Annotated in this window: 13 protein-coding genes and 2 tRNA genes; all 15 read left to right on the forward strand. The window is 63.0% G+C overall.

From position 1 onward, the window contains the following. On the forward strand, positions 1–1452 hold a 1452-nt coding region (locus MKI88_RS07770; protein ID WP_241630502.1), incomplete at its 5' end, for a DUF4153 domain-containing protein. A 72-nt stretch (positions 1453–1524) separates the two neighbouring features. Beyond that, positions 1525–1812, forward strand: coding sequence for an Asp-tRNA(Asn)/Glu-tRNA(Gln) amidotransferase subunit GatC (gene gatC / locus MKI88_RS07775; RefSeq protein ID WP_241630504.1), 288 nt, complete (start codon positions 1525–1527; stop codon positions 1810–1812). Continuing rightward, positions 1812–3293: an Asp-tRNA(Asn)/Glu-tRNA(Gln) amidotransferase subunit GatA gene (gene gatA, locus MKI88_RS07780; protein WP_241630506.1), complete on the forward strand. Its 1482-nt coding sequence runs from the start codon at positions 1812–1814 to the stop codon at positions 3291–3293. The genes gatC and gatA overlap by 1 nt, the downstream gene beginning before the upstream one ends. A gap of 298 nt (positions 3294–3591) precedes the next feature. Then, complete coding sequence (gatB, locus tag MKI88_RS07785) at positions 3592–5076, forward strand: Asp-tRNA(Asn)/Glu-tRNA(Gln) amidotransferase subunit GatB (RefSeq protein ID WP_241630508.1); 1485 nt, start codon at positions 3592–3594, stop codon at positions 5074–5076. A gap of 53 nt (positions 5077–5129) precedes the next feature. After that, complete coding sequence (locus MKI88_RS07790; RefSeq protein WP_241630510.1) at positions 5130–5600, forward strand: hypothetical protein; 471 nt, start codon at positions 5130–5132, stop codon at positions 5598–5600. Further along, positions 5597–6451: a hypothetical protein gene (locus MKI88_RS07795; RefSeq protein WP_241630511.1), complete on the forward strand. Its 855-nt coding sequence runs from the start codon at positions 5597–5599 to the stop codon at positions 6449–6451. Before MKI88_RS07790 ends, MKI88_RS07795 begins: the two co-directional genes overlap by 4 nt. Before the next feature lie 161 nt (positions 6452–6612). Then, a tRNA-Leu gene (locus MKI88_RS07800) sits at positions 6613–6697 on the forward strand. 65 nt (positions 6698–6762) lie between these two features. Continuing rightward, entirely contained in the window at positions 6763–8346 is a 1584-nt protein-coding gene (gene tig / locus MKI88_RS07805) for a trigger factor (protein WP_241630513.1), read from the forward strand. Between the two features lie 21 nt (positions 8347–8367). Beyond that, a complete protein-coding gene (locus tag MKI88_RS07810; RefSeq protein ID WP_241630516.1) occupies positions 8368–9339 on the forward strand; it encodes a glycosyltransferase family 2 protein in 972 nt (323 codons plus the stop codon). A gap of 65 nt (positions 9340–9404) precedes the next feature. Next, the gene (gene clpP, locus MKI88_RS07815; RefSeq protein WP_241630518.1) at positions 9405–10034 is read left to right on the forward strand and encodes an ATP-dependent Clp endopeptidase proteolytic subunit ClpP; all 630 of its coding nucleotides are present in this window, start codon (positions 9405–9407) and stop codon (positions 10032–10034) included. A 97-nt stretch (positions 10035–10131) separates the two neighbouring features. Continuing rightward, positions 10132–11403, forward strand: a complete 1272-nt coding sequence (gene clpX / locus MKI88_RS07820; protein ID WP_241630520.1) for an ATP-dependent Clp protease ATP-binding subunit ClpX — start codon at positions 10132–10134, stop codon at positions 11401–11403. A gap of 197 nt (positions 11404–11600) precedes the next feature. Beyond that, a complete protein-coding gene (lon, locus tag MKI88_RS07825) occupies positions 11601–14006 on the forward strand; it encodes an endopeptidase La (protein WP_241630523.1) in 2406 nt (801 codons plus the stop codon). 156 nt (positions 14007–14162) lie between these two features. Further along, complete coding sequence (locus tag MKI88_RS07830) at positions 14163–14435, forward strand: HU family DNA-binding protein (protein WP_119763562.1); 273 nt, start codon at positions 14163–14165, stop codon at positions 14433–14435. A gap of 219 nt (positions 14436–14654) precedes the next feature. Continuing rightward, positions 14655–14729 (forward strand) — tRNA-Val (locus MKI88_RS07835). 199 nt (positions 14730–14928) lie between these two features. Then, entirely contained in the window at positions 14929–17019 is a 2091-nt protein-coding gene (locus MKI88_RS07840; RefSeq protein ID WP_241630525.1) for a TonB-dependent receptor, read from the forward strand. Positions 17020–17083: the final 64 nt, after the last annotated feature.

A 17083-nucleotide genomic window follows, 5' to 3' on the forward strand; every position in this document is an offset into this window, starting at 1 on the left:
ATCCTCTACTGGAACGGCGCGCCCGATCAGTGGAGCGGGGGCGATGGCTGGCGCGTCGTCTGTATCTTCCTGTCGGTCGCGATCGCCGCACCGTTGTTCCAGACCGCACGCGATCAGGGTGCACGGCGCTTCCCTTATGCCGAAGTCCATAGCCACGCGCTGACCAATGTCGTGATCTGGTGCGCCGGCTGGGCGTTCGTCGGGATCGTGTTCCTGCTCACGCTGCTGCTGTCCGAACTGTTCGCGCTCATCAAGATCACGCTGATCAAGGACCTGCTCGACGAAAACTGGTTTGTCCGCGTGCTGATGGGCGCATCCTTCGGCGCGGCGATCGGCATATTGCGCGAGCAGGATCGGATCGTGCGCGTACTCCAGCGCGTCATCGTCGCGGTGCTGAGCGTGCTGGCGCCCGTGCTCGGCGCGGGATTGCTGCTGTTCCTGCTGAGCCTGCCCTTCACGGGCCTAACGGCGCTGTGGGATGCGACCAAGGCGACGACGCCGATCCTGCTGTCCTGCGTGATCGGCGCGCTGATCCTCGCCAATGCAGTGATCGGCAACAGCGACGAGGAGGAGTCCCGCTCCTTGCCACTGCGCTATGGCGCAATGGCGCTCGGGCTCGCGATGCTGCCGCTTGGCGTAATCGCGGCGATCTCGACGGGGCTTCGTATCGGCCAGTACGGCTTTACCCCCGATCGGCTCTGGGCGCTGGTTTTCGTCGTGATCGCCTGCGCCTATGGTCTGGCCTATCTCGTTGCGCTGTTGCGCGGGCGGCTGAACTGGGCCGATCATCTGCGCCCCGCCAATCTCAAGCTCGCCTTCGGACTCTGCGCGATCGGACTGTTCCTCGCGCTGCCGATTTTGAGTTTCAACGCCATCTCGACGCGCGACCAGGTCGCGCGGCTGGAAAAGGGCAGGGTGACGCCCGAGAAATTCGACTGGGCCGCGCTGCGCTACGATTTCGGTGAAGCGGGCAAGGCCGCTGTAGATCGGCTGGCACGATCGTCGTCGCCGGCAATCGCGAAGGCTGCAAAGGCTGCGCTTGCAGCCGATACACGATGGGATCTTGCGGAACGTCAGACAAATGCGGTGCGGGCCGAACGCGTCCGGCGGACGATCCGCATCGTCCCCGAGCAGGTTGCACTTCCCCGAGGGCTTCTGGAGTCGTTCAATCTGGGCTGGGGCGATGATGCGAGCTATGTGCTCCACTTTGTGCCGGGCGAGCAGAGTGCGGTGCTGGTTGGCCGATATTGTCGCGACTGTCCGCTGAACGTGCAGGTGACCCGCCTTGATGCGAAAGGCGCATGGAGCACCGATAGGGCGGATCGCCCTGTGGTGCAGAAGCCCGTTGAGGCCCGGCCCGGCGTGGCGATTTCGGGCGATATCGAGGTGCGTGAGGTGAAGCGGCGGCAGGTCTTCGTCAACGGTGCCCCCTTGGGCGACGCGTTCGAATAACCTCTCTGCTTGAAGCGCGGCGCGGCGGGTGCTAGCCGCGCTGGCGTCTATCCGACCTGATTGAAGGCTTTCATGTCCGTCGATACCGCAACCGTGAAGAAGATCGCGAGCCTCGCGCGCATCGCCATGCGCGATGACGAGGCCGAGGCGATGGTGCCCGAACTCAACAACATCCTCGGCTGGATCGAGCAACTGGGTGAGGTCGACACCAGCGCCGTCGAGCCGATGACCGCGGTGATCCCCAATCATCTGCGCCTGCGCGAGGATGTCGTGACCGACGGCAATTGCCGCGACAAGATCCTCGCCAATGCGCCCCAGGCCGAACACGGCTTCTTTGCTGTTCCCAAGGTGATCGAATAGTGACCGAACTGACTGACCTTGGCGTTGCCGCCATCCGCGACGGTGTGCGCGACGGCAGCTTTTCCGCGCGCGAAGTCGCGACCGCGTTCAACGATCGCGTCGCGAAGGCGAAGGCGCTCAACGCATTCCTCGTCGAAACCCCCGATCATGCGCTGAAGGCAGCCGATGCGGCCGATGCTGCGCGCGCTTCGGGCGATCTCAAGCCACTTTCGGGCGTGCCCATCGGCATGAAGGACCTGTTCTGCACCGATGGCGTACCGACGACCGCGGCGAGCGGCATCCTCGAGGGCTTCACCCCGACCTATGAGTCGACCGTCTCCGCCAATCTGTGGAACGCGGGCGCGGGCATGCTCGGCAAGCTCAATCTCGACCAGTTCGCGATGGGCTCGTCCAACGAGACCAGTGCCTTCGGCAACGTAATCTCGCCCTGGCGGCGCAAGGACGGCGGCAATGCGCCGCTCGCACCGGGCGGTTCCTCGGGCGGCAGCTCCTCGGCGATCTCGGCGCGGCTCTGCCCTGCCGCGACGGGCACCGACACCGGCGGTTCGATCCGCCAGCCCGCGGCCTTCACGGGCATTTCGGGCATCAAGCCCACCTATGGCCGCTGCTCGCGCTGGGGCACGATCGCCTTTGCCAGCTCGCTCGATCAGGCGGGCCCGATGGCGCGCGACGTGCGCGACTGCGCGATCATGCTCGAGGCGATGGCGGGCTTCGACCCGAAGGATTCGACCTCGCTCGAACTCGCCGTGCCCTCATGGGAAGCCGGGCTGTCGAGCGATCTGAAGGGCAAGAAGATCGGTATTCCAAAGGAATATCGCGTCGACGGCATGCCGCACGAGATCGACACGCTGTGGGAGCAGGGTATCGCATGGCTGAAGGATGCGGGCGCCGAGATCGTCGAGGTTTCGCTGCCGCACACCAAATATGCGCTGCCCGCCTATTACATCATCGCGCCCGCCGAAGCCTCGTCCAACCTCGCGCGCTATGACGGCGTGCGCTATGGCCTGCGCGACCTGCCCGACGGCGCGGGGCTGCAGGACATGTACGCCGCAACGCGCGCAGCGGGCTTCGGTCCCGAGGTCAAGCGGCGCATCATGATCGGCACCTATGTGCTCTCGGCGGGCTTTTACGACGCCTATTATAATCAGGCGCAGAAGGTCCGCACGCTGATCGCACGCGACTTCGACGAGGCTTGGAAGAGCTGCGACCTGCTGCTCGCGCCGACCGCGCCGTCGGCGGCGTTCGCGCTCGGCGAGAAATCGGCCGATCCGCTGGCGATGTACCTCAACGACGTCTTCACCGTGCCGAGCTCGCTTGCCGGCCTGCCCGCGATGTCGGTGCCCGGCGGGCTCGACGCGCAGGGTCTGCCGCTGGGCCTCCAGATCATCGGCAAGGCGCTCGATGAGCAGGGCGTGCTCAACGCGGGGCTCGCGATTGAGGAGCGTGCAGGCTTCACGGCGCGGCCGGAGCAATGGTGGTGAAAAGCCCCCTAGGCCGAGCAAGGTTGCTTCAACCCATCCTTTGGTTCGGCCTGCTGTTTTGGTGTGGTTGGGTGATTGCGCTGTTGTCAGGAGGCAGCAGCAATTCGATCAACTTCTGGGCTGCGGCGTTCTTTGGGGGGCTAGGATTGCTGAGCTATTTCAATGCATGCCCAAAATGTCACACCAATCTGGCCTCAATGACATCCCGCCCTCAAGCCGAGTGCAAAGCGTGTGGAGAGGACCTTACCCGACCACATAGAATTATTGGATCGCTTGGTTCAGCGAACGGAATCGAGAAATGACTGAGAGCACGTACAGAATTCAGGGCGCAACGGGCGAGTGGGAGGTCGTGATCGGCCTCGAGGTCCATGCGCAGGTCACCTCCAACGCCAAGCTCTTCTCGGGCGCGGCGACAGCGTTCGGCGCGGAGCCCAACAGCCAGGTGTCGCTGATCGATGCGGCGATGCCGGGCATGCTGCCCGTGCCCAATAAGGAGTGCATCCGTCAGGCGGTGCGCACGGGCATGGCGATCGACGCGCAGATCAACAAATGGTCGCGCTTCGACCGCAAGAACTATTTCTACGCGGATCTGCCGCAGGGTTACCAGATCTCGCAGCTCTATCATCCGCTGGTGGGCGAGGGCGCGATCGAGGTGACGCTCGACGAGAAGGATCCCGACAGCGCGGTGAAGCGTATCGGCATCGAGCGCATCCATGTCGAGCAGGATGCGGGCAAGCTGATGCACGACCAGCATCCGACGCGCTCCTATGTCGACCTCAACCGTTCGGGCGTCGCGCTGATGGAAATCGTCTCGCGCCCAGATATGCGTTCTCCTGCGGAAGCAGGGGCTTACGTCAAGAAGCTGAGATCGATCCTCCGCTATGTCGGCTCGTGCGACGGCAATATGGAAGAAGGCTCGATGCGCGCCGACGTCAATGTCAGCGTCCGCAAGCCCGGCGACGAATTCGGCACGCGGACCGAGACCAAGAACGTCAATTCGGTCCGCTTCGTGATGGCGGTGATCGAGCACGAGGCGAACCGACAGGTCGATGTGCTCGAATCGGGCGGCACGGTCGTGCAGGAAACGCGGCTCTACGATCCCGATCGCAACGAGACGCGGTCGATGCGCTCCAAGGAGGACGCGCACGACTATCGCTATTTCCCCGATCCCGACCTGCTGCCGCTCGAACTCGACGATGCGTTTCTCGAGGAATGCCGCGCGTCTCTGCCCGAGCTGCCTGATGCCAAGCGCAAGCGCTACGAGGGCGAGCTCGGCCTGACCGCCTATGCTGCCGCGGTGCTGACCGCCGAGGCCGAAACCGCGCGCTGGTTCGAGGCTTTGCTCGCCGAATGCGGCGATCAGGGCATGGCCAAGGCCGCATCCAACTGGCTGATTTCGGACCTGTTCGGCGCACTGAACCGCCTCGGGCTCGATATCGAGCACAGCCCGGTTTCACCGAAGCAGGGCGCGGAGCTGCTCAAGCTGGTCGCCGATGGCACGCTTTCGGGCACGCTCGCCAAGCAGGTCTTCGAGATCATGCTCGAGACGCGCCAGGACCCCGGCGTCATCGTCGAGGAAAAGGGCCTGAAGCAGACCAGCGACACCGGCGCGATCGAGGAAGTGATCGCGGGCGTGCTCGCGGCCAATGCCGACAAGGTCGAGCAGTACAAGAGCGGCAAGGAAGCGCTGTTCGGCTTCTTCGTCGGCCAGACGATGAAGGCGATGGGCGGCAAGGCCAATCCCAAGGTTGTCAATGACCTGCTCAAGAAGGCGCTTGCCTGAATCGACTTCTCCCTCCAGATCATTGCCGGTTCAATTTCCGGGGGGAAATACAAATGAGAGGGTATGTAAGGGCGTGCGCCATTGTGGCGCTGCTCGCGGCCGCGCCGTATGCGCATGCTGAACAGCCGGCGTCAGCGCCGCCGGCGGCCACCGAGAATGAAGACGATCCCAGCAAGTTCTTCTGGTTCAACAAGAGCGATACGCCCGTCGATGTCGCCAGGACCGACATCAGCTATTGCCTCGCTCAGGTAAGCTCGGTCCGTGCGATGCAGCGCCCGGACAGCTATAGCGGCGGATTGATCGGCGCCCTGGTTAGCGGGATCATCAACGGGATTACAGAGGGTGTGGAATCCCGCCGCATGCGCGATGCCGGGATGCGCAAGTGCATGGGACTGTACGGATATGCCCGCTTTCAAGTGCCCGAGCCGCAATGGAACGAGATGATGCGCGCATCGGACGCGCTTGACCGTCTCGCGGTTTATGCAACTGGCCCCGTTCCCGTCACCGAAAGGCTCGATCCATGAAACGCGCACTGCTTTCGTTCGGCGCGGGCGCGCTGATCGTGCTGTCATTTGCCTCTGCCCCGGCAGAAGCAGCCAAGCGGCTGAAGCCCGGCAAAGTCCAGCTCGATCCTGCGCTCGGCTATGTCCTTGTCCGCGTCGGCCCCAAGATCGGTAAGAAGGAAAAAGCGCCCAATATCTATATCTGGCGCTTCGATCCTGCGAGCAACCGGCTGCGCACGACGCGCAAGTCGGACCCAAGCCGCGTTGCCAAGGGTGAAGATGTTTCGGTCTTCTTCGGGGATCGGCCTTTCGTCACCACGACGGGCGAAAGCGCGTTCCTCGCCTCGGTAACCCCGGGCGACTATGTCATCCACGGCACGGAATCGACGTGTTTCTGCCTCGGCAGCTACCGCTTTTCAGTGAAGGCAGGCGAAGTGACCGATATCGGCACGGTGATTGTCGCGCGCGAGGATGGTGGCACGGGCTACGAGGAACTTCGCTCCCACAGGGTTGCGAGCGATCTGCTCGATCGTCCCTTTGCCGTAACCGATATTATCGCGGTGCGACCGGCGGGGGAAGGCGATCCGATTCCCGCGGATCTGGCGCAGGCGAAGATCGTGCGCGCAGAGCTGGTCGCGGACGTGCGCTTTCCCAATACCGGCCCGACGCGCGTGATGTATCCGGGCGGCCTGCTGGTCAATCGCGCGGCGGGGCTTCCTGCCCCGGTTTCGGGGGATATGAAGGCGCTTGTTGATTCGTTGCGTCCCGCCGGCGCAGACGAGGGCATCGTCGCGGCGCCCGTTCCCGAGAAGGAGCAGCCCGCCAGCGCTGAAAAGGCAGCTCCGGTCGCAGCGGAAAGCGGCGAGCGCTGAGGGGGACGGCCGATCGCCTGACGCGATCGGGGATATGCCGCCGAAGGGGGTGGGGCACCCCCTTCGCAATGCATCTGATCCGGGAAAGCATGGAGCTGCGCGTGACAAGCTTGCCCTTGCCGGTGCTCCTGCTATAGACGCCGCCGACCGGCGGTCCTCAAGCGGGCGTGGCGGAACTGGTAGACGCGCTGGATTTAGGTTCCAGTATCGCAAGATGTGGGGGTTCGAGTCCCTTCGCCCGCACCAGTTTCGCTTCAGGCGAGCGGAGGCAAGGCCAACCAGATTCCTGATAATGAAGGCGTTTGAGAGAAATGCAGACTGTCGAGACGTTGAATGAAGGCCTGAAGCGGGCCTACACGCTCACCATCACCGCGAAGGACATCGACGCGCGTGTGGAGAAAGAGATCAAGACCGTCGCGCCGCAGGTGCGCATGCCTGGCTTCCGCCCCGGCAAGGTGCCCGCGAACCTCGTCCGCAAGATGCACGGCGAGGCGCTCCATCAGGACGCGCTGAACGGGTCGATCCAGGAAGGTGTGCAGAAGCTGCTCGCCGACAACAAGCTGCGCCCCGCGATGCAGCCCTCGGTCGAGCTGAACGAAGGTTATGAGCCCGGCAAGGATGCCGAGGTAAAGGTCGCGCTTGAAGTGCTGCCCGACGTGCCCGCGCCTTCGATCGAAGGCATCAAGCTTGAGCGCCTGACCGTCGAGGTCGAGGAAGCCAAGGTTGACGAGGCGCTCGCCAGCATGGCGTCGCAGAACAAGCAGTTCGAGGAAGCGGCCAAGAGCCACAAGGCGAAGGAAGGCGACCTGGTCGTCATGGATTTCGTCGGCAAGGTCGACGGCGTCGCCTTCGAGGGCGGCACGGGCGAGGGCATGTCGGTCGAGATCGGCTCGGGCCGCCTCATCCCCGGCTTCGAGGATCAGCTCGTTGGCGTGAAGGCTAATGACGAGAAGACCATCAACGTGACCTTCCCCGAGGATTACAACGTCGAGACGCTCAAGGGTAAGCCCGCGACGTTCGACCTGGTGATCAACGAGGTCCGCGTTCCCAAGGAAGCCAAGGCCGACGAGGACTTCGCCAAGTCGCTCGGTCTCGAAAGCCTCGAGCAGCTTCGCGGTCTGCTGAAGGGCCAGCTCGAGCAGGAGCTCAACGGCCTGACGCGCACGCACATGAAGCGCAAGCTGCTCGACCAGCTCGCCGCCAATCACGATTTCGAGGTTCCCCCCTCGATGGTCGAAGCCGAGTTCAACCAGATCTGGGCGCAGCTCCAGCACGAGGCGAGCCACGAGGAAGACCCCGAGGCGGCGCTCAAGGAAATGGAAGCCGACCGCGAGGACTACCGCAACATCGCGGTGCGTCGCGTGCGTCTCGGCCTGCTTCTCTCCGAGATCGGCCAGGCCAATGGCGTCGAGGTCAGCATGCAGGAGATGAACCGGCTGATCGCGCAGGCCGCGCAGCAATATCGTCCCGAGGATCGCGAACGCTTCGTCCAGTACATCCAGCAGGAGCCGATGGCTGCCGCACAGCTTCGCGCGCCGCTCTATGAGGACAAGGTCGTCGACTTCCTGTTCTCCAAGGCCGAAATCACCGATCGCACGGTGAGCCGCGAGCAGCTCGAAGCCGAGATCGAGGCCGAGGATGACGGCCATGTCCATGGTCCGGGCTGCGGCCACGACCATGACCATGATCATGGTGAAAAGCCCAAGGCCAAGAAGCCTGCGCCCAAGAAGGCCGATGCAGAGGAAAAGGCCGAAAAGCCCGCCAAGGCGAAGGCCGAGAAGGCTGACGCCAAGGCTGAAAAGCCGGCTGCCAAGAAAGCTGCGGCGAAGGCGGACGACGCTGCACCCGCAGCCGAGAAGAAGCCTGCGGTCAAAAAACCGGCTGCAAAGAAGTAAGACGCCAGGGACGGGGGGGAAATGGCACAACCGGATAGCGTGAAGGCGGGCGCACTGCCCGCCGGGCTCAGGGTCGCCGTTCTTCTCCCCTGCTACAACGAGGAAGCCGCGATCGCGCAGACGATCGCGGGCTTCCGGGCCGCGCTGCCTGGCGCCGCCATCTATGTCTACGACAACAACAGTCGCGACCGCACCGTAGAGGTTGCACAGCAGGCGGGCGCGATCGTCCGCACCGAGCGCATGCAGGGCAAGGGCCATGTGGTGCGCCGGATGTTCGCGGACATCGACGCCGACATCTATGTCATGGCCGATGGCGACGCGACATACGACGCCGCCGCAGCGCCCGCGCTCGTCGCGCGGCTGTGGGGCGAACAGCTCGACATGGTCGTGGGTGCGCGCAAATCCGAGGTGGAGGAGGCCTATCGTCGTGGCCACCGCTTCGGCAACGCCATGCTGACGGGCCTGCTCGCACGACTGTTCGGACGCAGTTTCAGCGATATTCTCTCTGGTTACAGGGTTTTCTCGCGACGTTTCGTGAAGAGCTTTCCCGTGCTTTCGGGCGGGTTTGAGATCGAAACCGAGATCAGCGTGCATGCGCTCGAACTCAAGATGCCCGTGGCCGAGGAAATCACCCAATATGGCGCCCGACCGGAAGGGTCGGTGTCGAAGCTGTCGACCTATCGCGACGGCTTCCGCATCCTCAACATGATCGTCACGCTGTTTCGCAACGAGCGTCCTGCGCTGTTTTTCGGCATCGTCGCGGCGCTGCTGGCGTCGCTGTCGATCATCCTCGCGATACCGCTTGCGATCGACTATCTCCACACCGGACTGGTGCCGCGACTGCCCACGGCCGTGCTCGTGACGGGCCTCATGATTCTGGCGTTTTTGAGCCTGTTCAGCGGACTGATTCTGGACACCGTGGTGCGCGGTCGCCGTGAGTTTCGCCGGCTCGCCTATCTGTCCCAACCGGCTCCGGGCGGCAAGCCGGCTTGAAGCCGGTCGGCTTTCAACCGATATAGGGTGGGCAAAAGGCTCACTTCAGGAAAAACGGATCTCCCATGCATCCTCTTCAAGACGCTCTCGTCCCCATCGTCATCGAGCAATCGAACCGCGGCGAGCGCAGCTTCGACATTTATTCGCGGCTGCTACGCGAGCGGATCATCTTCGTGACCGGGCAGGTCGAGGACCACATGGCCTCGCTCATCACCGCACAGCTCCTGTTCCTTGAGTCGGAGAATCCGAAGAAGGACATCTACATGTACATCAACTCGCCGGGCGGCGTGGTGACGGCTGGCATGGCGATCCATGACACGATGCAGTACATCCGTCCGCGCGTCGGCACCGTATGCATCGGCCAGGCCGCGTCGATGGGCAGCTTCCTGCTCGCGGCCGGTGAGCCCGGCATGCGCATGGCGCTCACCAATTCGCGAATCATGATCCACCAGCCTTCGGGCGGCGCACAGGGCCAGGCGACCGACATCGAGATCCAGGCGAAGGAAATTCTTCGCATCCGGCACCGGATGAACGAGCTCTACGCGAAGTACACCGGCCAGCCGCTCGAAACCATCGAGAACGCGATGGAACGCGACAAGTTCATGTCTTCGGACGAGGCCAAGGCATTCGGCATCGTCGATGAGGTGTTCGACAAGCGGCCGATGCCTGCCGAGGAGCCCGCGGCGGCGGCGTGAGACGATTACCGGAAATTCGTCATTGTGAGATAGAAGCAACGCGGTCTAGGATGACCGCGTTGCAAATGGCCCCTGTATGGGACCCAAGGATGTTTAGATGACCAAGTTGAGCGGCGGCGACTCGAAGAGCACCCTGTATTGCTCGTTCTGCGGCAAGTCGCAGCACGAAGTGCGCAAGCTGATCGCCGGCCCCACCGTCTTCATCTGCGATGAATGCGTTGACCTGTGCAACGACATCATCCGCGAGGAGACCAAGACCGCGCTCGTCAGCAAGAAGGATGGTGGCGTTCCAACGCCGCAGGAAATCTGTGACGTGCTCGACGACTATGTCATCGGTCAGAAGCAGGCCAAGCGCGTGCTCTCGGTGGCAGTGCACAACCACTACAAGCGGCTCAACCATGGCGCCAAGGGCACCGATGTCGAACTCGCAAAGTCGAACATCCTGCTCGTAGGGCCCACGGGCTGCGGCAAGACGCTGCTCGCGCAGACACTCGCCCGCATCCTCGACGTGCCATTCACTATGGCCGATGCGACGACGCTGACCGAAGCGGGCTATGTCGGCGAGGATGTCGAGAACATCATCCTGAAGCTGCTCCAGGCATCGGATTACAATGTCGAGCGCGCGCAGCGTGGCATCGTCTATATCGACGAAATCGACAAGATCAGCCGCAAGGCCGAGAATCCCTCGATCACGCGCGACGTGTCGGGCGAGGGCGTGCAGCAGGCGCTGCTCAAGCTGATGGAAGGCACGACCGCATCGGTCCCGCCGCAGGGTGGCCGCAAGCACCCGCAGCAAGAGTTCCTGCAGGTCGATACGACCAACATCCTCTTTATCTGCGGCGGTGCATTTTCCGGCCTGGAAAAGATCATCGCGGACCGTCTTCAGGGCAAATCGATCGGCTTCGGCGCCTATGTCGCTGCGCCGGAGGAACGCCGTACCGGCGAGATTCTGCGCCAGGGCGAGCCCGAGGATCTGCTGAAGTTCGGCCTGATCCCCGAATTCGTCGGCCGTCTGCCTGTCATCGCGACGCTCGAGGATCTCGACACCGACGCGCTGGTCAAGATCCTGTCGGAGCCCAAGAACGCGCTGGTCAAGCAGTACCAGAAGCTGTTCGAGATGGAGGAGGTGAAGCTTGGCTTCACCGACGACGCACTCACCTCCGTCGCCAGGAAGGCGATTGATCGCAAGACCGGTGCACGCGGCCTTCGTTCGATCCTCGAAGGCATCCTGCTCGATACCATGTTCGATCTGCCGTCGATGGATGGCGTCGACGAGGTGATGATCGACAAGGATGTCGTTGAAGGACGCAAGGACCCCGTCCGCGTCTTCTCCAAGAAGGAAAAGGCCAAGGCGGGTGACGCCGCCTGAGCCGATATGACGCACCCTGCCGACGTCTTTGCCGGCCCGCGACAGCACGCGTGGTGATATCGCCACCACGCGTGCAGATTATTGCCCGGGACGCAGCGTAGTCCGGTTTGATGCGCTAAAAGTTATGGTATTGCGTTGCTTCATTGATCGGCAAGGCACGCGCGCCCATATACGCATCACGCGTTTCCGGAGTCTTCATGTCCAATAGCTACCCCGTATTGCCGCTTCGCGACATTGTCGTCTTTCCGCACATGATCGTGCCGCTCTTCGTCGGGCGTGACAAATCGGTCGTGGCGCTGGAACGGGCGATGGAAGCGAACAAGGAAATTTTCCTTGTTGCTCAGCTGGATCCGGCCGAGGACGATCCGGGCCGTGAGGATCTTTACGATCTGGGCGTCATCGCAACAGTGCTGCAGTTGCTCAAGCTGCCCGATGGGACGGTGCGCGTGCTGGTCGAAGGACAGCAACGGGCTTCGCTCGAGTCGTTGAGCGTGGTCGACGATCATGTGACCGCCACGATCAGCCCGATCGAGGAACGCGCCGCCGAAGGCAACGAAGTGCAGGCGTTGATGCGCTCGGTGGTCGAACAGTTCGAGAACTACGCCAAGCTCAACAAGAAGCTGCCCGCGGAAACCGCGGTCCAGCTGGGCGAGATCGAGGATGCGTCACGACTTGCGGACTCGGTCGCCTCCAACATCTCGATCAAGGTTGCTGACAAGCAGGCCTTGCTCGTCGAGCTCGACCCGTCGCGACGTCTCGAAATGGCCTTTGCCTTCATGGAAGGCGAACTGGGCGTGCTCCAGGTCGAGAAGAAGATCCGCAGCCGCGTGAAGCGGCAGATGGAGAAGACGCAGCGCGAATATTATCTCAACGAGCAGTTGAAAGCGATCCAGCGCGAACTGGGCAATGAGGGCGAGGAAGGCGAGGGCGACGAGATCGCCGAGCTGACGCAGAAGATCGCGACGCTCAAGCTGTCCAAGGAAGCGCGCACGAAGGCGACCGCGGAGCTCAAGAAGCTCAAGACGATGGCGCCGATGTCGGCTGAGGCGACGGTCGTGCGCAACTATCTCGATGTGCTTCTGGGGCTACCCTGGGGCAAGAAATCGAAGCTCAAGAAGGACATCGCGCAAGCGCAGGCGGTCCTCGACGAGGATCACTACGCGCTTGAGAAGGTCAAGGACCGGATCGTCGAATATCTCGCGGTTCAGGCGCGCACCAACAAGCTGAAGGGCCCGATCCTCTGTCTTGTCGGGCCTCCGGGCGTCGGCAAGACTTCGCTCGGCCGCAGCATCGCAAAGGCATGCGGGCGCGAGTTCGTGCGCCAGTCGCTGGGCGGCGTGCGCGACGAGGCCGAGATTCGCGGTCACCGCCGTACCTATATCGGCTCATTGCCCGGCAAGATCGTCTCGAACCTGAAAAAGGCCGGAACCTCCAACCCGCTGTTCCTTCTCGACGAGATCGACAAGCTCGGGCAGGATTTCCGCGGCGATCCGGCGTCGGCGCTGCTCGAGGTGCTCGATCCCGAACAGAATTCCAAATTCCAGGATCACTATCTCGAGATCGATGTCGACCTTTCGGATGTGATGTTCGTGACCACGGCGAACTCGCTCAACCTCCCGCAGCCCTTGCTCGACCGCATGGAGATCATCCGGCTCGAGGGATACACCGAGGACGAGAAGGTCGAGATCGCCAAGCGCCACCTGCTCACCAAGCAGATCGAGGCGCACGGGCTCAAGCCCGGTGAATTCGAGCTGACCGACGAAGGGCTGCGCGCGCTGATCCAGCAGTATACCCGCGAAGCCGGGGTCCGTACGCTCGAACGCGAAATCGCCAAGCTCGCGCGCAAGGCGCTCCGCAGAATCCTCGAAGGCAAGATCAAGCAGGCGATCATCACGCCCGAGAATCTCTCGGAATATGCGGGCGTCCAGAAATATCGCCATGGGCTCAGCGAGGAAGAGAACCAGATCGGTGCGGTCACGGGGCTTGCCTGGACCGAGGTTGGCGGGGAACTGCTGACGATCGAGGCGGTGACGGTGCCGGGCAAGGGGCTGGTCAAGACGACCGGCAAGCTTGGCGAGGTCATGACCGAGTCCGTCCAGGCCGCGTTCTCCTTCGTCCGGGCGCGTGCGCCGGCCTATGGCATCAAGCCCAGCCTGTTCGGGCGCAAGGATATCCACATCCACCTTCCCGAGGGCGCGGTGCCCAAGGACGGCCCTTCGGCGGGCATTGGGATGGTCACGACGATCGTCTCGACCCTGACGGGCATCCCGGTGCGCCGCGAGGTCGCGATGACGGGCGAAGTGACCCTGCGCGGGCGCGTCCTCCCGATCGGGGGGCTGAAGGAAAAGCTTCTGGCGGCGCTCCGCGGTGGCATCGAAACCGTGCTGATACCGGCCGAGAACGAGAAGGATCTCGTCGAGATTCCCCAGAACATCAAGGACGGCCTCAAGATCGTGCCGGTCAAGCATGTTGACGAGGTTCTGTCGCTTGCGCTCACCGAGTCGCTGCAACCGATCGATTGGTCGGAAGCCGATGAAATGGCTGCGCAACCCCCGCAATCAGGCGCTTCGGGGCTGTCCGAGGGGGATACGGTGCGTCACTGATCGCGTTTTGCCGAAAAAACACGGTTTCCAAGGGGTTTTTTGGCAAAATGTGACGGTTTTGCTTTGACAGGCCCATAAAGCTCCGCCTTAACTACGCGCCGGCCAAACAAGCCGAAGTTGAATCATCCACAACAAGATCAAGGGGGTTCCCAGGGCATGAACAAGCAAGAGCTCATCGGCGCGGTCGCCGATGCATCGGGCCTGAGCAAAAGCGACGCCAGCAAGGCGGTTGAGGGCGTGTTCGACGCAATCACCGGCGCGCTGAAGAAGGGCGACGAAGTGCGCCTGGTCGGTTTCGGTACATTCTCGGTTTCCAAGCGCAAGGCTTCGACGGGCCGCAACCCGCGCACCGGCGAAGCGATGACCATCAAGGCGTCGACGCAGCCGAAGTTCAAGGCCGGCAAGGGCCTGAAAGACGCCGTCAACTAACCTGCTATCCCCTGGCGGGATTGCTCGCCGGGGGAAGCTCCGTCCGGTCGGGAGATCGGAAAAGAAACGCCTCGATCGGGCAAAGCCAGTCGAGGCAGTGGGCGGCGCAACGGACGCCGCCTTTTTCTTTTTGGGGGCCAGATATTGCGGGGGCGTGATTCTCCCGTTATGGACCCCGCTCCGGTCAGACAGCGCATCGTCGCAGGCCGAGACAAGCGTGGGCGCGTAGCTCAGTGGTAGAGCACACCCTTCACACGGGTGGGGTCGTAGGTTCAATCCCTACCGCGCCCACCACGCTTCCCTTCCCCTATGAATGATGCTGGACTGCTCCCGCGCATGGTGGTTGAGCGATGGCGACGCCCGACCGGAATTGTTGCGAGCGTTAGTCACGCAGCGAGAGTCGTCCGTCGAAAATCATGCCAGCGCCGGCGCAATATCGGTTGACATGATATAAAGTAACCTTAATCAGCGCGGGGCAAGTACAGGAGTAGCCATGCAATCGCCCCGCCTCATCGCCCTTCTTCTCGCATCTGTCGCCGTGCCCGCTGTCGCGCAGGATCAGGACCAGGACAATTCTGCCGAATCGCGTTCGGTCCCTGTCATGCATGAAGAGGAAGCGTCCGACATCATCGTCACCGGACTCCAGCGCGAGCGCGGCGACCTGCTTGCCGGCGTCTCGGTTCTGAGCGGAACCGATCTCGATGCGGCGCGGCGGACCTCGATCGGCGAGACGCTGGCGGCGCTCCCTGGTGTCAGCGCGACCTCATTTGGCCCCTCCGCTTCACGGCCGATCCTTCGCGGTATGCAGGCCGATCGCATTCGCGTCCTGATCGACGGTATCGGCAGCTTCGACGCTTCGGGGTCGAGCGTGGACCACGCGGTCACCATCAACCCGCTGACTGCCGAGCGCATCGAAGTGCTCCGGGGCCCCAGCGCGCTCCTTTATGGGTCTTCCGCGATTGGTGGCGTGGTGAGCGTGGTGGACAACCGCATCCCCCGCAATGTCCCCGATGAGGCGGTGCACGCGCAGCTCGATGCGGATTATGCGACCGCAGCCGAGGAACGCCGTGTCGCGGGTGCAATCGACGTGCCGGTCGGCGGGGGCTTCGTGCTCCATGCGGATGGCAGCTACGCCAGGACCGATGACCTCAGGGCAGGGGGCTATCTCCTGAGCCGGCCGCTTCGCGAGCAGGCGGCGGCGTCGCCGGATCCCGAAATCCGGGAGATCGCGGGTCTTCGTGGTGAGATACCCAACACCGCGTCGGAATCGAGCGAGGGCGCGCTGGGCGTCGCCTATGTCGCCGATGGCGGCAATATCGGCTTTTCGGTGTCGCGCAGCGACAATCGCTACGGCGTGCCGATCCGTTTCTCGCTCGATCCGGCGATCGAGGCCGAGGCGCCGACGCTGGACGTCCGTCAGTATCGCGCCGACGTCCGCGCCGAGATCACGCCGGCGAGCGGCTTCCTCGACGCGGTCCGCTTCCGCGGCGGCTATGGCGATTATCGCCATTTCGAGATCGAGGACACCGGCGAGATCGCAACCCGCTTCTATAACAAGGGCATGGAGGGGCGGCTCGAATTTTCCCAGCGCAAGCAGGGAGCGTGGAGCGGTGTCTCAGGCGCGCAATATCTCACGCGCGATTTCGAGGCGATTGGCGAGGAGGCCTTCCTGCCGCCGACGAGCACCGAACAGGGTGGCCTGTTCACGGTCCAGAATTTTGATTTCGGCCGCTTCCGCGCAGAAGCTGGCGGGCGTTTCGAACATACCAGCGTCAAGGCGACCGCGAGCGATCAACTCGGAACACCCGATGCGCGCCGCAGCTTTGATACCTTCTCGGCATCGATTGGCGGACAATATGAAATCGTCGACAACTGGAAGCTGGGCATCAACCTGACGCATAGCGAGCGAGCACCGACCGCCGAGGAGCTGTTCGCCAACGGCCCGCATCTGGCCACACAGGCCTTCGAGCTCGGCGATCCCGATTTCGGCAAGGAAAAGAGCAATGGCGCCGAACTGACGCTGCGCGGCCGGTTGCCCGGCTTCTCGGTCGAAGCGTCCGCCTATTACAATGACTTCTCCAACTTCATTTATCAGGCGCCTACGGGCGTGATCGCGGACGATCTGCCCGTCTTCGCCTATTTCGCGAATGGTGCGAAGCAATATGGATTCGAGGCCGAAGCCACTGCGACGCTGGCCGAGATCGGTGAGGGCAGGATCGTCGCTGATGGCGTCTTCGACTATGTCCGCGTCAAGATCGACGGACTGGGCTCGGCGCCCTTCATTCCGCCGCTGCGGTTGCTGGGCGGGCTCGAATATCAATCGGACCCGATTGTCGGCCGTGTCGAGGTCGAGCATGCGATGAAGCAGGACAAGGTCGCCGCCTTCGAAACCGAAACACCGGGCTATACGCTTGCCAATGCGCGAATCGAATGGCGCCCGATGGGCCCCGACGGGCTGCTCACGCTGCGTCTTGCCGCCAACAACATCTTCGATGCGACGGCACGGCGTCACAGCTCGTTCCTGAAGGACTATGCGCCGCTTTCCGGTCGCGATTTCCGGATCGGGGCAAGCATTCGTTTCTGAGCGCAAACGCGATCTCTTGGCGTTGGCGGTTGCGCAAACCGGTCGGCAGTCCCTATCTGGCTGC

Source organism: Sphingomonas sp. LaA6.9 (assembly GCF_022601895.1).
Classification (GTDB): domain Bacteria; phylum Pseudomonadota; class Alphaproteobacteria; order Sphingomonadales; family Sphingomonadaceae; genus Sphingobium_A.

Excerpts from the sequence above, each read along its gene's own strand:
- clpX (WP_241630520.1), top strand. The coding sequence starts at position 10,132 with ATGACCAAGTTGAGCGGCGGCGACTCGAAGAGCACCCTGTATTGCTCG.
- MKI88_RS07810 (WP_241630516.1), top strand. The coding sequence starts at position 8,368 with ATGGCACAACCGGATAGCGTGAAGGCGGGCGCACTGCCCGCCGGGCTC.
- gatC (WP_241630504.1), top strand. The coding sequence starts at position 1,525 with ATGTCCGTCGATACCGCAACCGTGAAGAAGATCGCGAGCCTCGCGCGC.
- MKI88_RS07840 (WP_241630525.1), top strand. The coding sequence starts at position 14,929 with ATGCAATCGCCCCGCCTCATCGCCCTTCTTCTCGCATCTGTCGCCGTG.
- clpP (WP_241630518.1), top strand. The coding sequence starts at position 9,405 with ATGCATCCTCTTCAAGACGCTCTCGTCCCCATCGTCATCGAGCAATCG.
- lon (WP_241630523.1), top strand. The coding sequence starts at position 11,601 with ATGTCCAATAGCTACCCCGTATTGCCGCTTCGCGACATTGTCGTCTTT.
- MKI88_RS07795 (WP_241630511.1), top strand. The coding sequence starts at position 5,597 with ATGAAACGCGCACTGCTTTCGTTCGGCGCGGGCGCGCTGATCGTGCTG.
- MKI88_RS07830 (WP_119763562.1), top strand. The coding sequence starts at position 14,163 with ATGAACAAGCAAGAGCTCATCGGCGCGGTCGCCGATGCATCGGGCCTG.
- MKI88_RS07790 (WP_241630510.1), top strand. The coding sequence starts at position 5,130 with ATGAGAGGGTATGTAAGGGCGTGCGCCATTGTGGCGCTGCTCGCGGCC.
- gatB (WP_241630508.1), top strand. The coding sequence starts at position 3,592 with ATGACTGAGAGCACGTACAGAATTCAGGGCGCAACGGGCGAGTGGGAG.
- tig (WP_241630513.1), top strand. The coding sequence starts at position 6,763 with ATGCAGACTGTCGAGACGTTGAATGAAGGCCTGAAGCGGGCCTACACG.